Origin of the sequence: Streptomyces sp. NPDC046197, from assembly GCF_040646295.1 — a bacterium.
Lineage (GTDB): Bacteria > Actinomycetota > Actinomycetes > Streptomycetales > Streptomycetaceae > Streptomyces.
This window is the reverse complement of the sequence record NZ_JBEYZY010000017.1, coordinates 133458-147959: the sequence shown is the minus strand read 5'-3', so window position 1 is coordinate 147959 and position 14502 is coordinate 133458. Positions and strand designations below refer to the sequence as shown.

The 14502-nt window shown below is 71.5% G+C and carries 14 protein-coding genes; 7 read left to right on the top strand and 7 right to left on the bottom strand.

Translation table 11 applies throughout. The annotated features are described in order from the left end of the window. Positions 1–10: 10 nt before the first annotated feature. Positions 11–343 (top strand): TcmI family type II polyketide cyclase, encoded by a 333-nt coding sequence (locus tag AB0A61_RS24065; protein ID WP_361295703.1) that lies wholly within the window; start codon positions 11–13, stop codon positions 341–343. A gap of 138 nt (positions 344–481) precedes the next feature. On the opposite strand, the gene AB0A61_RS24060 is transcribed toward AB0A61_RS24065, so the two are convergent. Together AB0A61_RS24060 and AB0A61_RS24055 are read right to left on the bottom strand one after the other, a co-directional pair. Next, on the bottom strand, positions 482–1549 hold the full coding sequence (locus AB0A61_RS24060) for a methyltransferase (protein ID WP_361295700.1): 1068 nt from the start codon (positions 1547–1549) through the stop codon (positions 482–484). 51 nt (positions 1550–1600) lie between these two features. Next, positions 1601–2662: a right-handed parallel beta-helix repeat-containing protein gene (locus AB0A61_RS24055; protein WP_361295697.1), complete on the bottom strand. Its 1062-nt coding sequence runs from the start codon at positions 2660–2662 to the stop codon at positions 1601–1603. A gap of 168 nt (positions 2663–2830) precedes the next feature. Between AB0A61_RS24055 and AB0A61_RS24050 the strand changes: the two genes are divergently transcribed. The 3 genes from AB0A61_RS24050 to AB0A61_RS24040 all read left to right on the top strand — a co-directional run bounded on the left by AB0A61_RS24050 (position 2831) and on the right by AB0A61_RS24040 (position 7666). Beyond that, positions 2831–3484: a rhomboid-like protein gene (locus AB0A61_RS24050; protein ID WP_361295819.1), complete on the top strand. Its 654-nt coding sequence runs from the start codon at positions 2831–2833 to the stop codon at positions 3482–3484. A gap of 9 nt (positions 3485–3493) precedes the next feature. Beyond that, positions 3494–4900: an FAD-dependent oxidoreductase gene (locus AB0A61_RS24045; RefSeq protein WP_361295694.1), complete on the top strand. Its 1407-nt coding sequence runs from the start codon at positions 3494–3496 to the stop codon at positions 4898–4900. Positions 4901–5032: 132 nt separating this feature from the next. Continuing rightward, complete coding sequence (locus AB0A61_RS24040; RefSeq protein ID WP_361295691.1) at positions 5033–7666, top strand: glycosyl hydrolase; 2634 nt, start codon at positions 5033–5035, stop codon at positions 7664–7666. 54 nt (positions 7667–7720) lie between these two features. On the opposite strand, the gene AB0A61_RS24035 is transcribed toward AB0A61_RS24040, so the two are convergent. Next, on the bottom strand, positions 7721–9217 hold the full coding sequence (locus tag AB0A61_RS24035; RefSeq protein ID WP_361295688.1) for an MFS transporter: 1497 nt from the start codon (positions 9215–9217) through the stop codon (positions 7721–7723). A gap of 200 nt (positions 9218–9417) precedes the next feature. On the opposite strand from AB0A61_RS24035, the gene AB0A61_RS24030 reads away from it, so the two are divergent. After that, positions 9418–10125, top strand: a complete 708-nt coding sequence (locus AB0A61_RS24030) for a pentapeptide repeat-containing protein (protein ID WP_361295685.1) — start codon at positions 9418–9420, stop codon at positions 10123–10125. 18 nt (positions 10126–10143) lie between these two features. On the opposite strand, the gene AB0A61_RS24025 is transcribed toward AB0A61_RS24030, so the two are convergent. Beyond that, complete coding sequence (locus AB0A61_RS24025) at positions 10144–10599, bottom strand: hypothetical protein (protein WP_361295682.1); 456 nt, start codon at positions 10597–10599, stop codon at positions 10144–10146. A 31-nt stretch (positions 10600–10630) separates the two neighbouring features. Beyond that, positions 10631–11131 (bottom strand): hypothetical protein, encoded by a 501-nt coding sequence (locus AB0A61_RS24020; RefSeq protein ID WP_361295679.1) that lies wholly within the window; start codon positions 11129–11131, stop codon positions 10631–10633. Positions 11132–11216: 85 nt separating this feature from the next. Between AB0A61_RS24020 and AB0A61_RS24015 the strand changes: the two genes are divergently transcribed. After that, positions 11217–12587, top strand: coding sequence for a M1 family metallopeptidase (locus AB0A61_RS24015; protein WP_361295816.1), 1371 nt, complete (start codon positions 11217–11219; stop codon positions 12585–12587). 21 nt (positions 12588–12608) lie between these two features. On the opposite strand, the gene AB0A61_RS24010 is transcribed toward AB0A61_RS24015, so the two are convergent. Together AB0A61_RS24010 and AB0A61_RS24005 are read right to left on the bottom strand one after the other, a co-directional pair. Then, positions 12609–13139: a GNAT family N-acetyltransferase gene (locus AB0A61_RS24010; protein WP_361295676.1), complete on the bottom strand. Its 531-nt coding sequence runs from the start codon at positions 13137–13139 to the stop codon at positions 12609–12611. 114 nt (positions 13140–13253) lie between these two features. Then, complete coding sequence (locus tag AB0A61_RS24005) at positions 13254–13829, bottom strand: TerD family protein (RefSeq protein ID WP_361295673.1); 576 nt, start codon at positions 13827–13829, stop codon at positions 13254–13256. 168 nt (positions 13830–13997) lie between these two features. Between AB0A61_RS24005 and arfB the strand changes: the two genes are divergently transcribed. Continuing rightward, a complete protein-coding gene (arfB, locus tag AB0A61_RS24000; RefSeq protein ID WP_361295670.1) occupies positions 13998–14435 on the top strand; it encodes an alternative ribosome rescue aminoacyl-tRNA hydrolase ArfB in 438 nt (145 codons plus the stop codon). The last annotated feature ends 67 nt before the right edge of the window (positions 14436–14502 follow it).

Genomic DNA, 14502 nt, shown 5'->3' with positions numbered 1-14502 from the left:
GGACAGGACCGTGCACCAAGCACTGATCGTCGCGCGGATGGCCCCGGGCTCGGCCCCGGACATCGCCAGGATCTTCGAGGAGTCCGACCGGGGGGAGCTGCCGCACCTGGTCGGCGTCACCCGGCGCAGCCTCTTCCAGTTCGGCGATGTGTACATGCACCTGGTGGAGGCCGAACGGGACCCCGGTCCGGCCATCGCCAAGGTGACCGGGCACCCGGAGTTCCGGGACATCAGCGAGCGGCTGTCGGCGTTCGTCAGCGCCTACGACCCGGAGACCTGGCGTTCACCGAAGGACGCGATGGCCACCCGCTTCTACCTCTGGGAGCGCGACCGGGCGGCCTGACCCCGCCGTCCGATCCCGCCGTCCGACCCCGCCGTCTGGCCACACAGACGGCCACCGGCCGCCGGGCCCGCAGTGTCGCGGGCCCGGCGGCCGGTGGTCCGGGAAGGTCCCGCCGGCCAGGCGGGGACAGTGCACCGGTCAGGCGGGAACGGTGCAGTCGAACGCGTGCAGGTAGGGGTTGACCGGGCTGATGTCGTCGATGACCAGGCCCGCCGCCTTCAGCCGGCCGACCATGCTGTCGGTGGTGTGCTTGGCTCCGCCGACGTTCAGCAGCAGCAGCAGGTCCATGGCGGTGCTGAACCGCATCGACGGCGTGTCGTCGACGAGGTTCTCGATGACCACGACCCGCGCCTTGGGCCCGCCCGCCTGGATGACGTTGCGCAGGCACCGGGCGGTGGAGTCGTCGTCCCACTCCAGGATGTTCTTGATGATGTAGACGTCGGCCTTCACCGGGATGGCCTCACGGCAGTCGCCGGGCACGATGCGCACCCGGTCCGCGAGTGGGCCTCCCGCGCGCAGCCGTGGGTCGGCGTTCTCCACCACCCGCGGCAGGTCGAGCAGGGTGCCGTGCATGGCGGGGTACTTCTCCAGCAGTCCGGCCACCACGTGCCCCTGCCCGCCGCCGATGTCGGCCACCGACTTGGCCCCCGACAGGTCCAGCAGCTCGGCGACGTCCTGCGCGGACTGCCGGCTGGAGGTCGTCATGGCCCGGTTGAAGACGTCGGCCGACTCCGGGGCGTCCTCGTTGAGGTAGACGAAGAACTCCTTGCCGTACAGGTCCTGCACGACGTTGCGGCCGGTGCGCACCGCCTCGTCCAGCTTCGGCCAGGCGTCCCAGGTCCACGCCTCGGTGCACCACAGGGTGATGTAGCGCAGGCTGTTGGGGTCGTCCTCGCGCAGCAGCCGGGACATGTCGGTGTGCGTGAACGCCCCGTCCGGCCGCTCGGCGAAGACGCCGTAGCAGGAGAGCGCGCGCAGCAGCCGGCGCAGCGGCTTGGGCTCGGTCTTCAAAGCGGCCGCGAGGTCCTCCACGGCCATGGGGCCGTCCCCCAGCGCGTCGGCGACACCCAGCCGGGCGGCCGCCCGGAGGGCGCCGGCACAGGCCGCCCCGAACGCGAGCTCCCTGAGCCGCATGGACGGCGGTGGGGCGGGGGGCGCCCCCTGCTCGAGCGGGGCCGAGCGCTTGGGGGATGGTGCGGTCGTCATGTGCCGCCTCCCTTTCCTAGGGCTTGGTCGGGTCCACGGGTGGGTGCGGCCTCAGCACAGTCCGGCGGGCTTGGAGGCCCAGCAGACGTTGTGCTCGAAGGTGTTGTTCCGCTTGGCGGACTCCTGGTTGACGATGTCCGCCGGCGTGTTCGAGTCCAGCGTGTTGTCGCTGATCCGGTTCCGGTCGCTGGTGACGCCCACGAAGCTCTTGAACAGCACGACGCCGCCCGACAGCGGGGACTTGCCCGTGTTGCCGACGACGGCGTTGCCGGTCACCCGGGTGTCCTCGGCGCCGGTCAGGACGATGCCGGAGCCCTGCAGGTAGGGCAGCCGGGCGGTCTTCGGGCAGTACTTGTTGTTCTCCACGACCCAGTTGCCGCGCACGGTGAGGTTGCCGGCCTTCGGCTTGTTCTCGTCGCCGACGACGAACACGCCCGCGCAGTTGCCGCTGACGTTGTTCTCGGCGACGGTGAGGTCGCGCAGGCGGCGGACGGTGACGCCGATCCGGTTGCCCTCCAGCCGGTTGTGGGAGATCAGCGTGCCCTGGGTCTCGGTGGCGCCCTGCTCGGCCGTGATGGTGTTGGCGAGGAAGACGCCCGCGTCGCCGTTGTCCTGGGCGGTGTTCTGCCGGATCACGCTGCGCACGGAGCGCTCCTCGGCGATGCCCCACAGCCCGTTGTTCGCGGCGGTCACGTGCTGCACGGTCAGCCCGTCGGTCCCCACCGCGATCAGCCCCGCGCGGGGGAAGCCGGTCAGGGTCAGGTCGGAGACGGTGACGTCCTTGAGCCGCTTGGTCTTGGTCCCCGCCACGCAGATGCCGTTGCCGCGCTCGCCGCAGTCGCCCGTGGCCTTGCCGGCGGGCGGTGCCAGGACGGTGGCGTGGCCCATGCCGCGCAGGGTCAGCCCGGGCGTCGTCACCTTGACGCTCTCGTGGTAGACGCCGGGGAACAGCAGCACCGTGTCACCCGACTTGGCGGAGTCCACCGCCTTCTGGATCGACTCTCCCTGGTGCACCAGATAGGTCTTCGGCAGGGAGGTCGGCCAGGCGGCGCCGACCCCCGAGCCGACGAGCGCCGCGGTGCAAAGGAGCAGGGAGATGTGGCGTTTTGTCATATACTGCACGCTATGACCTGATGAGTCGTTGGAACGCCGGATGGGCCATCCGGCGGCGTGTCATGGGACGGGAGGCGGCCGATCGAGCGGGGTCGTGATGGCTGCCGGGCCGGCGCGCCGGGCACCTCGGTCGCCTTCGCGCCCATACTTGCGGGTGTGAGCTGGGGCATGCGATTTCGGCGGGGGCTGGACCTGGTGGCGGCATACGTCCGCAGCGCCCCGGGCACGTACGTCTGGCTGCTGGTCCTGTTCGTCAGCACCGTCGCCCTGCACCGCATGACCCCCCATATCGAGCACCAGTTCCTGCGGCAGCGCTCGACGAACATCCACGAGCTGTCCAACAACCCCGTACGGGTGCTGGTCGCCAGTGCGATGTGGATCGAGAGCGGCCACTGGCTGCCGTACGTGGTCCTGTACACGGTCTTCCACGCGCAGGCCGAGCGCTGGCTGGGCACCCTGCGCTGGTTGCTGGTGTGCGTGGCCGCGCACCTGCTGGCGACCCTGATCAGCGAGGGCGCCCTGCTGTGGGCGATCCGGCGGGGCGTGGCGCCGGAGTCCGCCGTCAACACCCTGGACGTGGGCGTGAGTTACGCGCTGGCGGGGGTGGTCGGGGTGCTGACCTACCGGATCGCCCCTCCCTGGCGGTATGCCTACGCCGCTGCCGTGCTCGTCTTCTACGGGGTGCCGCTGGTGGCCGGGCGCACCTTCACCGATCTCGGGCATTTCACCGCCGTTCTGATCGGTCTCGGCTGCTATCCGCTGGTCAGAGGGCGGGGAAAAGCATGGAATCCGAAGGAGACACTGGCCGCCGCGAGGCGTTAACGTCCGGCCATGAGCAGCTCGGCAAGCAGTGCCGTCAACGGCGGCGTCTCCTTCTGGTTCGCGCACGACGGTCTCCCCTCGGTGCGGGAGCCGCTCACCGGTGACGCCACGGCCGACGTCGTGATCGTCGGCGGTGGGTACACCGGACTGTGGACCGCGTACTACCTGAAGAAGGCGGCTCCCTTCCTGCGGATCACCCTCCTGGAGCAGAAGTTCTGCGGCTACGGCGCCTCGGGCCGCAACGGGGGCTGGCTGTACAACGGGATCGCCGGCCGCGACCGGTACGCGAAGCTGCACGGCCACGAGGCCGCCGTACGTCTCCAGCGCGCCATGAACGACACCGTCGACGAGGTGATCCGGGTCGCCGCCGAGGAGGGCGTCGAGGCCGACGTGCACAAGGGCGGCGTGCTGGAAGTAGCCCGCACTCCCGCCCAGTTGGCCCGCCTGAAGGCCTTCCACGAGCACGAGCTGTCGTACGGCGAGAAGGACCGCGAGCTGTACGGCGCCCGGCAGACCGCCGAGCGCGTCCGGGTGGCCGACGCCGTCGGCTCGGCCTGGACCCCGCACGGGGCCCGGCTGAACCCGGCCAAGCTCGTCAAGGGCCTCGCGGCGGTGGTGGAGGCCCTCGGGGTCACCATCCACGAGTCGACGCCGGTCACGGAGATCCGCCCGAAGCACGCGGTCACCCCGTACGGAACCGTACGGGCGCCGTACGTCCTGCGCTGCACGGAGGGCTTCACCGCCTCGCTCAAGGGCCAGCGGCGCACCTGGCTGCCCATGAACTCCTCGATGATCGCGACCGAGCCGCTGACCGACGAGCAGTGGGAGGCGGTCGGCTGGGCCGGCCGGGAGACCCTCGGCGACATGGCGCACGCCTACATGTACGCCCAGCGCACCGCCGACGGCCGGATCGCGCTGGGCGGCCGCGGGGTGCCGTACCGCTTCGGCTCGCGCACCGACAACGACGGCCGCACGCAGGAGGCGACGATCGAGGCCCTGCGCGACATCCTGATCCGGTTCTTCCCCGCGCTGGCCGGGGTGCGCGTCGAGCACGCCTGGTCGGGCGTGCTCGGCGTGCCGCGCGACTGGTGCGCCACCGTCACCCTGGACCGCTCGACGGGACTGGGCTGGGCGGGCGGCTACGTCGGCTCCGGCGTGGCCACCACCAACCTCGCCGCCCGCACCCTCAGGGACCTCGTCCGGCAGGACTCCGGGCAGGGGGGCCGGACCGAGCTCACCGACCTGCCCTGGGTCGGCCACAAGGTCCGCAAGTGGGAGCCGGAGCCGTTGCGCTGGCTGGGCGTGCAGGGCATGTACGCCACCTACCGCACGGCGGACCGGCGTGAACTGCTGACCCACAGCGCCCAGTCGTCGCGTCTGGCCCGGATGGCCGACCGGGTGGCCGGGCGTCATTGACGTGGCTTCGCGCCACGGCTGAATCTTTACCCTCTGATTGCAGTACGAGACACCTCCCGCAACTCCCTTCCCATTGAAGCTGTGTGCCGACGTCTGTCATGTACGCCACGGCTCTTTAGGGGAGGGCACTTCATGGCGGCCACAAGCCGGCACAGAAGACGAACAGCGGCAGTACTCATCACCACCGCGGCACTGGGACTGACCATCACGCAGGCCCAGGCCGCGGGGCGTGGCGGCGGCGACCCCTTCGGGGTCCGCGCGCTGCGCCACCAGGCCCGGCTGAACGAGCAGCACCAGGGCCGCTCCGCCTTCGCGAAGGACGGGGACGACGACGGCGGCAACGAGGGTGAGGGGATCGCCGAACAGGCCGACCAGTACGCCGAGGCCCGCACCTCGCCCGGCATCGTCGCGCCGGGCGCGTACGGGGCCGCCTACGACGCGCTGCGGAACCTGCCGCACACCAAGGGCAGTTGGCAGGACGTGACCCGGCTGCCCTACGACTCCGACGACCCCCGCTACCGGGACGTCAACTCCAACTCCAGCGGCGGCTCGGGCCGGGTCACCGGCCGGGTGACCGGACTCGCCGCCGACAACCGCGGCTATGTGTACGCCGGTTCGGCCAACGGCGGTGTCTTCCGGTCGCGGACCGGCGGCGGCCACTGGACCGAGATCTCCGACGGGCTGCCCGCCCTGTCCACCGGAGACCTGCAGCTGGACGGCCGCGGACGGCTCTGGTACGCGACCGGTGAGGCGAACACCAGCGCCACCTCTTTCCTCGGCACCGGCGTCTACGTCCTCGACGACCCGCGGCACGGCAGCTTCAGCCGACGCGACCGGGTCGGCGGCGACGAGCTGGAGTCGACCTCGATCCACGCGCTGCGGTTCGCCGGCGACAAGGTGTGGGCGGCGACCACGCGGGGCGTGTGGAGCCACTCCACCAAGACCCTGAAGGGTGCCTGGAGGCTGGAGTTCGCGCCCAACCCGGACTATCTGCCGGGCGGTTCGAAGGCCGCCGATCCGAACGCCGCCTACAAGAACATCGCCAACGACATCGCCGTGGACCCGAAGAACCCGGACCACGTGGTGCTCGCGGTCGGCTGGCGCGGCGGTGACACGTACAACGGCTTCTACACCAAGGGCAAGGACGGCTGGCAGCGGCTGACCGGGCTCGGCGACCTGCCGGCAAACAGCGAGGACGTCGGCAACGTCACCTTCGCGCGCAGCGCCGACGGCTCCCGCTACTACGCCATCGACCAGTCGCCGCAGCAGACGGCCGAGAACCCCGACAGCGGCCTGGAGGGCATCTTCGTCTCCAAGTCGGGCTCGCCCACGGGCCCGTGGACGAGGATCGCCGACTACAAGCAGCTGCGCGACTCCGGTTCGGCGCTCACCGGCGCCGGGTACCAGCCCGGCATCCAGGCCTGGTACAACCAGTTCCTCGCCGTGGACCCGAAGAACCCCGACCACGTGTACGCCGGTCTGGAGGAGGTCTTCGAAACCAAGGACGGCGGCACGTCCTGGACGGTCCCGGGACCGTACTGGAACTTCGGCTTCAAGTGCTGGTCCATCGACCCGGCCAAGCAGTCCGGCGACTGCCCGGCCACCGTGCACGCCGACCAGCACGCGGTGACGATCGGCAGCGACCACGGCAAGCCGTACGTCGTCGTGGGCGACGACGGCGGAGCCTACCGGCGCCCGCTGAACGGCAGCGCCAACGCCGAGGGCCACGCCACCGACTGGACGTCCCTCAACGACGGCACCATGGACGCCCTGCAGTACTACTCGGTGGGCGTCGGCACCGACGGCCGCGGGGTCGCCGTCACCGGCGGCCTGCAGGACAACGGCCAGTCGGTCCTGCGCCCGGGAGACCGTGTGATGGGCTCCGACTTCGGCGGCGACGGCGGCGACACGATCACCGACCCGGCGGCCGGCTGCAACACCGCCCAGGAGTACGTCTACCTCGCGGTGTCGGTGACGCAGAACTGCGCGGTCAACGACGGCAGCTGGACCACCGACCCGTCCAAGGCGACCACGTACTCCGTCGCACCGCCCGACAGCGCCACCAGCGAGGCCCGCTTCATCGCCCCGCTGAACGCCGACATCAAGGACAAGAACACCTGGGTCGCCGGCGGCCGGCACGTGTGGATCAACACCAAGGGCTGGGCGATCCGCAGCGGCAGCGAATGGTCCGGCGCCTACGACCTGGGGGCGGGCAACACCGCCACGGCGGTCGCCGCCTCCGGCGGCAAGGTGTACGCGGCCTGGTGCGGGCCCTGCAACAACCAGGGCTTCACCCGCGGCATCGCGGTGGGCAACGCCGACGGCACCGGCTGGCATCAGCTGACCCTGCCGGTCGACGGCACCGTCCCCAACCGGTACCTGTCCGGGCTCGCGATCGACCCGGCCGACGCCAACCACGTCCTGCTCGCGGTCAACGGGTTCTCCCGCAAGTGGACCGAGGGTCCGGGCGCCGGTGTGGGCCACCTGTTCGAGACCCGGGACGGCGGGGTGACCTGGAAGGACGTCTCCGGGAACCTGCCGGACGTTCCGGCGAACTCGGTGGCCCTGCTGAAGGGCGGGACGATCGTGCTCGGGACCGACCTCGGCGTCCTCGTCCGGACCCCGAAGTCGGCGGGCTGGAAGGTGGCGGGCGACAACCTGCCCACCACGGCGGTCATGCAGCTGAGGACCGGCCCCGACGGCCTGCTCTACGCGGCCACGCACGGGCGCGGCATCTGGGCGATCGACCCCCGGCGCCTGCGCTGACCTCCACGGGGAGGGGCCCCGTACGGGACCCCTCCCCACCCCTTCGCGGGCTTCTCAGGCCACCGGCTCCGGCAGCACCGCGTCCGCCGCCCCGCGCCCGGGAGGCCCCGCCGTCACCATCAGGCCCGCGACCAGCCCGGCCAGCAGCATGACGCCGGCGGCCCACCAGATGGCCACCGTGTACCCGTGGACGACGCCCTCCGGAACCACCCGGGCCCGGTCCGCCGGACCGCTCAGATGGGCGGTGATGTAGGCGGCGCTGCTGGTGGTGGCGATCGTGTTGAGCAGGGCGGTGCCGATCGAACCGCCGACCTGCTGCGAGGTGTTCACGGTCGCGGAGGTGACGCCCGAGTCCTGCGGGGCCACGCCCGCGGTGGCGGTGGCGAACACCGGCATGAAGGTCAGGCCCATGCCCAGGCCCATCAGCAGCAGCGCGGGCAGGATCTCGGTGGTGTACTCCGAGGCGACGGTGATGTGCGTGAGGATCACCAGGCCGCTCGCGGCCAGGACCATGCCGGGGACCATCAGCATCCGCGGTGCCACGCGCTGCAGCAGGCGGGCCGAGATCTGCGTGGAGCCGACGATGATCGCGGCGGTCAGCGGCAGGAAGGCCAGACCGGTCCGCAGCGGCGAGTAGCCGAGGATGCCCTGCAGGTAGTAGGTCAGGAAGAGGAACAGCCCGAACATGCCGATCACGGCCAGCAGCATGGTCAGGAAGCAGCCCGCCCGGTTGCGGTCCCTGATGATGTGCAGGGGCAGCAGCGGCACCGGCGCCCGGGTCTGCCGCCACACGAACCCCGCCAGCAGGACCACGCCGCCCGCGAACAGGGTCAGCACCAGCGGGTCCGTCCAGCCGCGCGGCTCGGCCTCGCTGAACCCGTAGACGATCGCGACCAGACCGCCGCAGCCCAGCAGCACGCCCGGGACGTCCAGCCGGGCGCCCGCGCGGCGGGGGCTGTCGGGCAGCAGGGCGAGGGCGCCGAGCACCGCGACGACGGCGATGGGGACGTTGACGTACAGGCACCAGCGCCAGTTCAGGTACTCGGTCAGCAGCCCGCCGACGATGAAGCCGATCGCCGATCCGCTGCCCGCGAGGGCGCCGTAGATCCCGAACGCCTTTCCACGCTCCCTGGGGTCGGTGAACGTCGTGGTGAGCAGGCTGAGCGCCGACGGGGCGAGCACGGCGGCGAAGGCGCCCTGCAGCGCACGGGCGCCGAAGAGCATGCCGGAGGACATGGCCGCGCCGCCGAGGGCCGAGGCACCGGCGAAGCCGACGAGCCCGATGACGAACGTGCGCTTGCGGCCCACCAGATCGGCGATCCGCCCGCCCAGCAGGAGCAGTCCGCCGAAGGCGAGGGTGTAGGCGGTGATGACCCACTGACGGTTGCCGTCGGACATGTGCAGGTCGCGCTGTGCGGAGGGGAGGGCGATGTTCACGATGGTGGCGTCGAGGACGACCATCAGCTGTGCCAGCGCGATCACCACCAGGCCCCACCAGCGGCGACGGCCGGTGCGCTCGGACGTCGCCTCACCTGTTCGGGTGACAGTCACCTGGCCAGAAGACCATGAATCGGGAGGTACCGCATCCCTGTCCGTCCTATGCCTGGTCATGGCTCCGGCACCTGCCGGGGCAGGGTCCCGCGGTGGCCCGCGCGCAGCGCCGTCCCGGGGTGACGCGCTGGCCGCGGCGGGGCGGGGCGGCGCTGGGCGCGGTCGGCGGCGTTGTCAGTGGTCGGGTGCAGCATGGGGGCATGGTGAGGAGAGCAACTGGCAGGACCGGTGCGAGCGGGAGCGGTGCCGACGGGACCGGGGTGAGGCCGGCGCGGCGGCCGGAGGTGCGGCTGCCGCCGCTGCAGACGTACGGCGGCGGGGAGTTGGCGCCGGACGGCGACTACGACGGGCTGGAGTTCCGGGACGCGGACTTCGCCGGGCACAACGGCGCCGGCGCGCGCTTCCTGGACTGCGCGCTGACCGGCTGCGCCCTGCAGGAGACGTCCCTGCACCACGCCCGGCTGCTCGACTCGGTCCTCACCGGCATACGGGGGGTCGGCACCGACCTCGCCGAGTCGACCCTGCGCGACGTCGAGCTGGTCGACGCCCGCCTCGGCGGGGTGCAGCTGCACGGAGCGGTCCTGGAGCGGGTGTGGATCCGGGGCGGCAAGATCGACTGTCTGAACCTGCGCAGGGCGAGGCTCAGGGACGTCGTGTTCGAGGGCTGCGTCCTGGTCGAGCCGGACTTCGGGGGTGCCCGGCTGGAGCGGGTCGAGTTCGTGGACTGCGCGCTGAAGGCCGCCGACTTCACCGCGGCGACGTTCACCGACGTGGACCTGCGGGGGGCCGCGTCGCTGGAGATCGCCCGCGGTGTGGACCGGCTGGCGGGGGCGGTGATCAGCCCCGCCCAGCTGCTGGACCTGGCACCGGTGCTGGCGGCTGGGCTGGGGATCAGAGTGGAGGGCTGACGGCCGCGCGCCGGGAGCTCAGCCGATCCAGGAGCGGAAGTCCTCGATGGTCCGGCGCCGCATGGTGAGGAAGGCGAGCCAGGAGCCGTCGGCGTAGTGGAGCCGGAAGCGGGCCATCAGCTGGAGGCGGGGCCGCCGATCGACCCGGGCCACCCAGGCCCGGGGCACCTCCCACACCGGCGTGCCGTCCAGCGGGTGCACCAGGCCGACGCGCTGGTCGGTGACCCGCATCAGCAGGGCTCCGGAGGTGGCCGGCAGGCCGGACGCGATGCTGCCGGCCCCGCCGGACTGCGCGCCGACGCTCCGCACCAGCTGGTCACCGAGCTCCCCGCCGAACCGCCCGTGCCCGTGGATGCTCACCTTGACGCCCTTGGCACCCTTGGCGGGGACGACCACGGCGTACGTCTGAAGCTGCTCACCGGGCGCCAAGTGGCCAAGCGCGGAACGCTGGTGGCGGGAGATCGTTTCGGGCACGGGGGATGATCGTACAGGCCGTGCGCCCCGCTCACGGCACCCGGGGAAAGCGGGCCTGGAGGGTCCAGATCGCCGGATTCTCCGCGAGGTCCTCGTGCATGTCGCACAGGTCGGCGATCAGGTCGTGCAGAAAGTCCCGCGCCTCCCGGCGCAGCGTGGCGTGGGGAAAGGTCAGCGGCGCTTCCTCGGCCGGCATCCAGTCGGACTCGATGTCCACCCAGCCGAACCGCCGCTCGAAGAGCATGCGGTCGGTCGACTCGGTGAAGTCCAGCTCCGCCCGTTGCGGGCGCGAGGCGCGCGAACCGGCCGGGTCCCTGTCCAGCCGCTCCACGATGTCGCACAGCGCCCACGCGAAGTCGAGCACCGGCACCCACCCCCAGGCCGTGGCCAGCTCCCGGTCCGCCGCGGTGTCGGCCAGATACACGTCACCGCAGAACAGGTCGTGCCGCAGCGCGTGCACGTCCGCACGCCGGTAGTCCGTCTGCGGGGGGTCGGGGAAGCGGTTGGAGAGGGCGTAGCCGATGTCGAGCACGTAGGCGATGGTGTCACGGCCGCCGCATAGGATCGCTCCTGTGTCCCGATCCGCACCCGCCGGCCGCCCCGCGGCCGCGCTCTCCATGCTGCTCGCGCTCACCCTGACGGCCTGCGGCGGCGGTGTGCACGGCACCCCGGGCGGCTGGGGCGTGCGGGACCCGTACTTCCCCAAGGCGGGCAACGGGGGATACGACGTGGCCCACTACGACCTGACCCTCGCCTACGCCCCGGACGGCCACCGCCTCACCGGCACCGCGGTGATCACCGCTCGCGCCACGAAGAACCTGACCGCCTTCAACCTGGATCTGCAGGGGATGGACGTCACCGGCGTCACCGTCGAGGGCCGGGACGCCCACTTCAACCGGGCCGGCCAGGAACTCACCGTCCGCCCGCACGAGGAGCTGAGGAAGGGCGGGACGTTCAGCGCGACGGTGCGCTACTCCGGCACCCCGGTGACGATCACCGACCCCGACGGCTCCGAGGAGGGCTGGCTGCCCACCGCCGACGGTGGGGTGGCGCTCGGCGAGCCGACGGGCTCGATGGCGTGGTTCCCCGGCAACGACCATCCCTCCGACAAGGCCACCTACGACGTCTCCGTCACCGTGCCCGACGGTCTGCAGGCCGTCTCCAACGGCGAGTTGAAGAGCCGGACCAGCAGCGGCGGCCGCACGACCTTCCGCTGGCGCACCGCCGAACCGATGGCCAGCTATGTCGCCACCCTCGCCATCGGTCACTACGACATCACCCGCTCGACAACGAAGAACGGCCTGCCGGTCTACGTCGCCGTCGCCACCGGCCAGGCGGAGGCGAGCCGCGAGGTGCTCGCGAAGCTGCCCCAGATCATGGAATGGGAGGAGTACAACTTCGGGCCCTTCCCCTTCTCCTCCACCGGCGCCATAGTCGGCCCCCCGAAGTCGGCCGACTACGCCCTGGAGACGCAGAACCGTCCCTTCTTCTCCGGCGCCCCGGACGTCGAGACCCTCGTCCACGAACTCGCCCACCAGTGGTACGGCGACTCCGTGACGCCGAGGAGCTGGCGGGACATGTGGCTCAACGAGGGCTTCGCCACCTACGCGGAGTGGCTGTGGTGGGAGGACAACGGCGGCGAGAGCGCGCAGCAGACCTTCGACCACCTCTACCGCGGCGACTACTACGACAGTGACGAGGAGAACAAGGCGATCTGGGCGTATCCGCCGGCGAGACCGAGCGGCGCCGCGCACATCTCCGACGCCCCCGTCTACCAGCGCGGCGCGATGGTCCTGCAGAAGATCCGGCAGACCGTCGGCGACGACACCTTCTACGACATCATCCAGGGCTGGGCCGCCACCCACCGCCACGGCAACGCGGACACCGCCGACTTCACCGCATACGTGGAGAAGAAGGCGCCGGACAAGGACTTCAGCGGCATCTGGAAGGACTGGCTGTACGGCGACGGGAAGCCCGCACACCCCTGAGGTCCGTCCGCCGCGGCGGGGTCACGACGGCCGGGGCGTGGTCAGCTCCTTGCGCAACACCGAGCAGGGGCGGCCGAGCCGGCGGTCCGGGCGGTGGTCGATGACGTGGTAGCCGAGGGCGGTCCAGAAGGCGAGGGCCCTGGGGTTGTTCTCCAGGACGGCGAGGCGTACGGCGGTCCGTCCGGCCGCGCGGAAGCGCTCCTCGACCAGTGTGGCCAACCGCCGCCCGTACCCACGCCGTTGGGCGCCGGCGTCCACCATCAGCAGGCCGATCCACGGGTCCGGGTCGGCGGGGTCGGGATGGCGGGCGAGTGTGATCGCGATGCCGACGAGCCACCCCTCTGCGCGGGCGAGCAGCACCTCCACGTCGGGGTTCGCCAGCTCCTCGGCCAGGGCGGCCGCCACCTGCTCCGGACGGATGTCGTCCGGGTCGGGGAACTCGCCGCTGAGGGCGTGGAACTCGCGGTGGGAGGCGTAGAGCGCGGTGAGCTCGACCAGCAGCTCACCCGGGAGTTCGTGGTCGGGTGCGACGGTGAGGACTTCGAGGATCACCGGCGCAACGTACCGCGGACGGGCCGTCGGCGCCCGGGGAAAGACCGGGGCCCCGGCCCTGCCCGGCCGGGGCACCGGGGCAACCCCGATGCCCGGCGACCGCGAGGGAGTCCGTCAGACGTTGACGCCGAAGTCCTGGGCGATGCCGACCAGGCCCGAGGCGTAACCCTGGCCGACCGCGCGGAACTTCCACTCCGCGCCGTTGCGGTACAGCTCGCCGAAGACCATCGCCGTCTCGGTGGCCGCGTCCTCGGAGAGGTCGTAGCGGGCGATCTCGGCGCCGCCGGCCTGGTTGACGATGCGGATGTAGGCGTTGCGGACCTGGCCGAAGTTCTGGCCGCGGTTCTCGGCGTCGTAGATGGAGACCGGGAAGACGACCTTGTCGATGTCGGCGGGGAGGGCGGCGAGGTTGACGTTGATGGCCTCGTCGTCACCGGCGCCCTCACCCGTGCGGTTGTCACCGGTGTGGACGATGGAGTTGTCCGGGGTCTGCTTGTTGTTGAAGAAGACGAAGTGGGCGTCGGAGTAGACCTTGCCCTGCGTGTTGACCGCGATCGCGGAGGCGTCGAGGTCGAAGTCCGTGCCGGTGGTGGTGCGGACGTCCCAGCCGAGGCCCACGGTGACGGCGGTCAGGCCCGGAGCTTCCTTCGTGAGCGAGACATTGCCGCCCTTGGACAGGCTTACAGCCATTGTTGGGAGTCCCTTCCCTCGTTGCGTGTGCGGACGAAGCTACCGCCACCCCTAGGAACGCCAAGGGGGGTCCCCATGGTTCCGCATCTCTTTACCCTCTTTACCCGTGCCCCTGGAACCCTGGCCGTCGTGAAAACCGGGTGACGTGGGCCGGGCACAGCCGGGAACATGTACGGCATGTCTGGTCCCTATGTCGTCCGCGGCTCCGTCTCGCTCCCCGAGGCCGAGCTGATGTGGCGTTTCTCGCGCTCGTCGGGGCCCGGCGGACAGCACGTCAACACCAGTGACTCGCAGGTGGAGCTGCGTTTCGACCTGGCGCGGACCGAGGCGCTTCCACAGGTGTGGAAGGAGCGGGCGCTCCAGCGGCTGGCCGGCCGGCTCGTCGACGGCGTCGTCAGCGTCCGTGCCTCCGAGCACCGCTCCCAGTGGCGCAACCGCGAGGCCGCCGCCGTACGTCTGGCCGCACTCCTCGCCGAGGCGAGCGCGCCACCGCCCAGGCCGCGCAAGCCGACCCGCATCCCGCGCGGCATCAACGAGCGGCGCCTGCGCGAGAAGAAACAGCGGGCGGACACGAAACGCGGACGCTCGGGCCGCGACTGGGGCTGAGGCCCTGTCGTCGAACTCCCGCCCGCCCCTGACAGGACCCGGTGACGACACCGCGACAGGGCCCGGT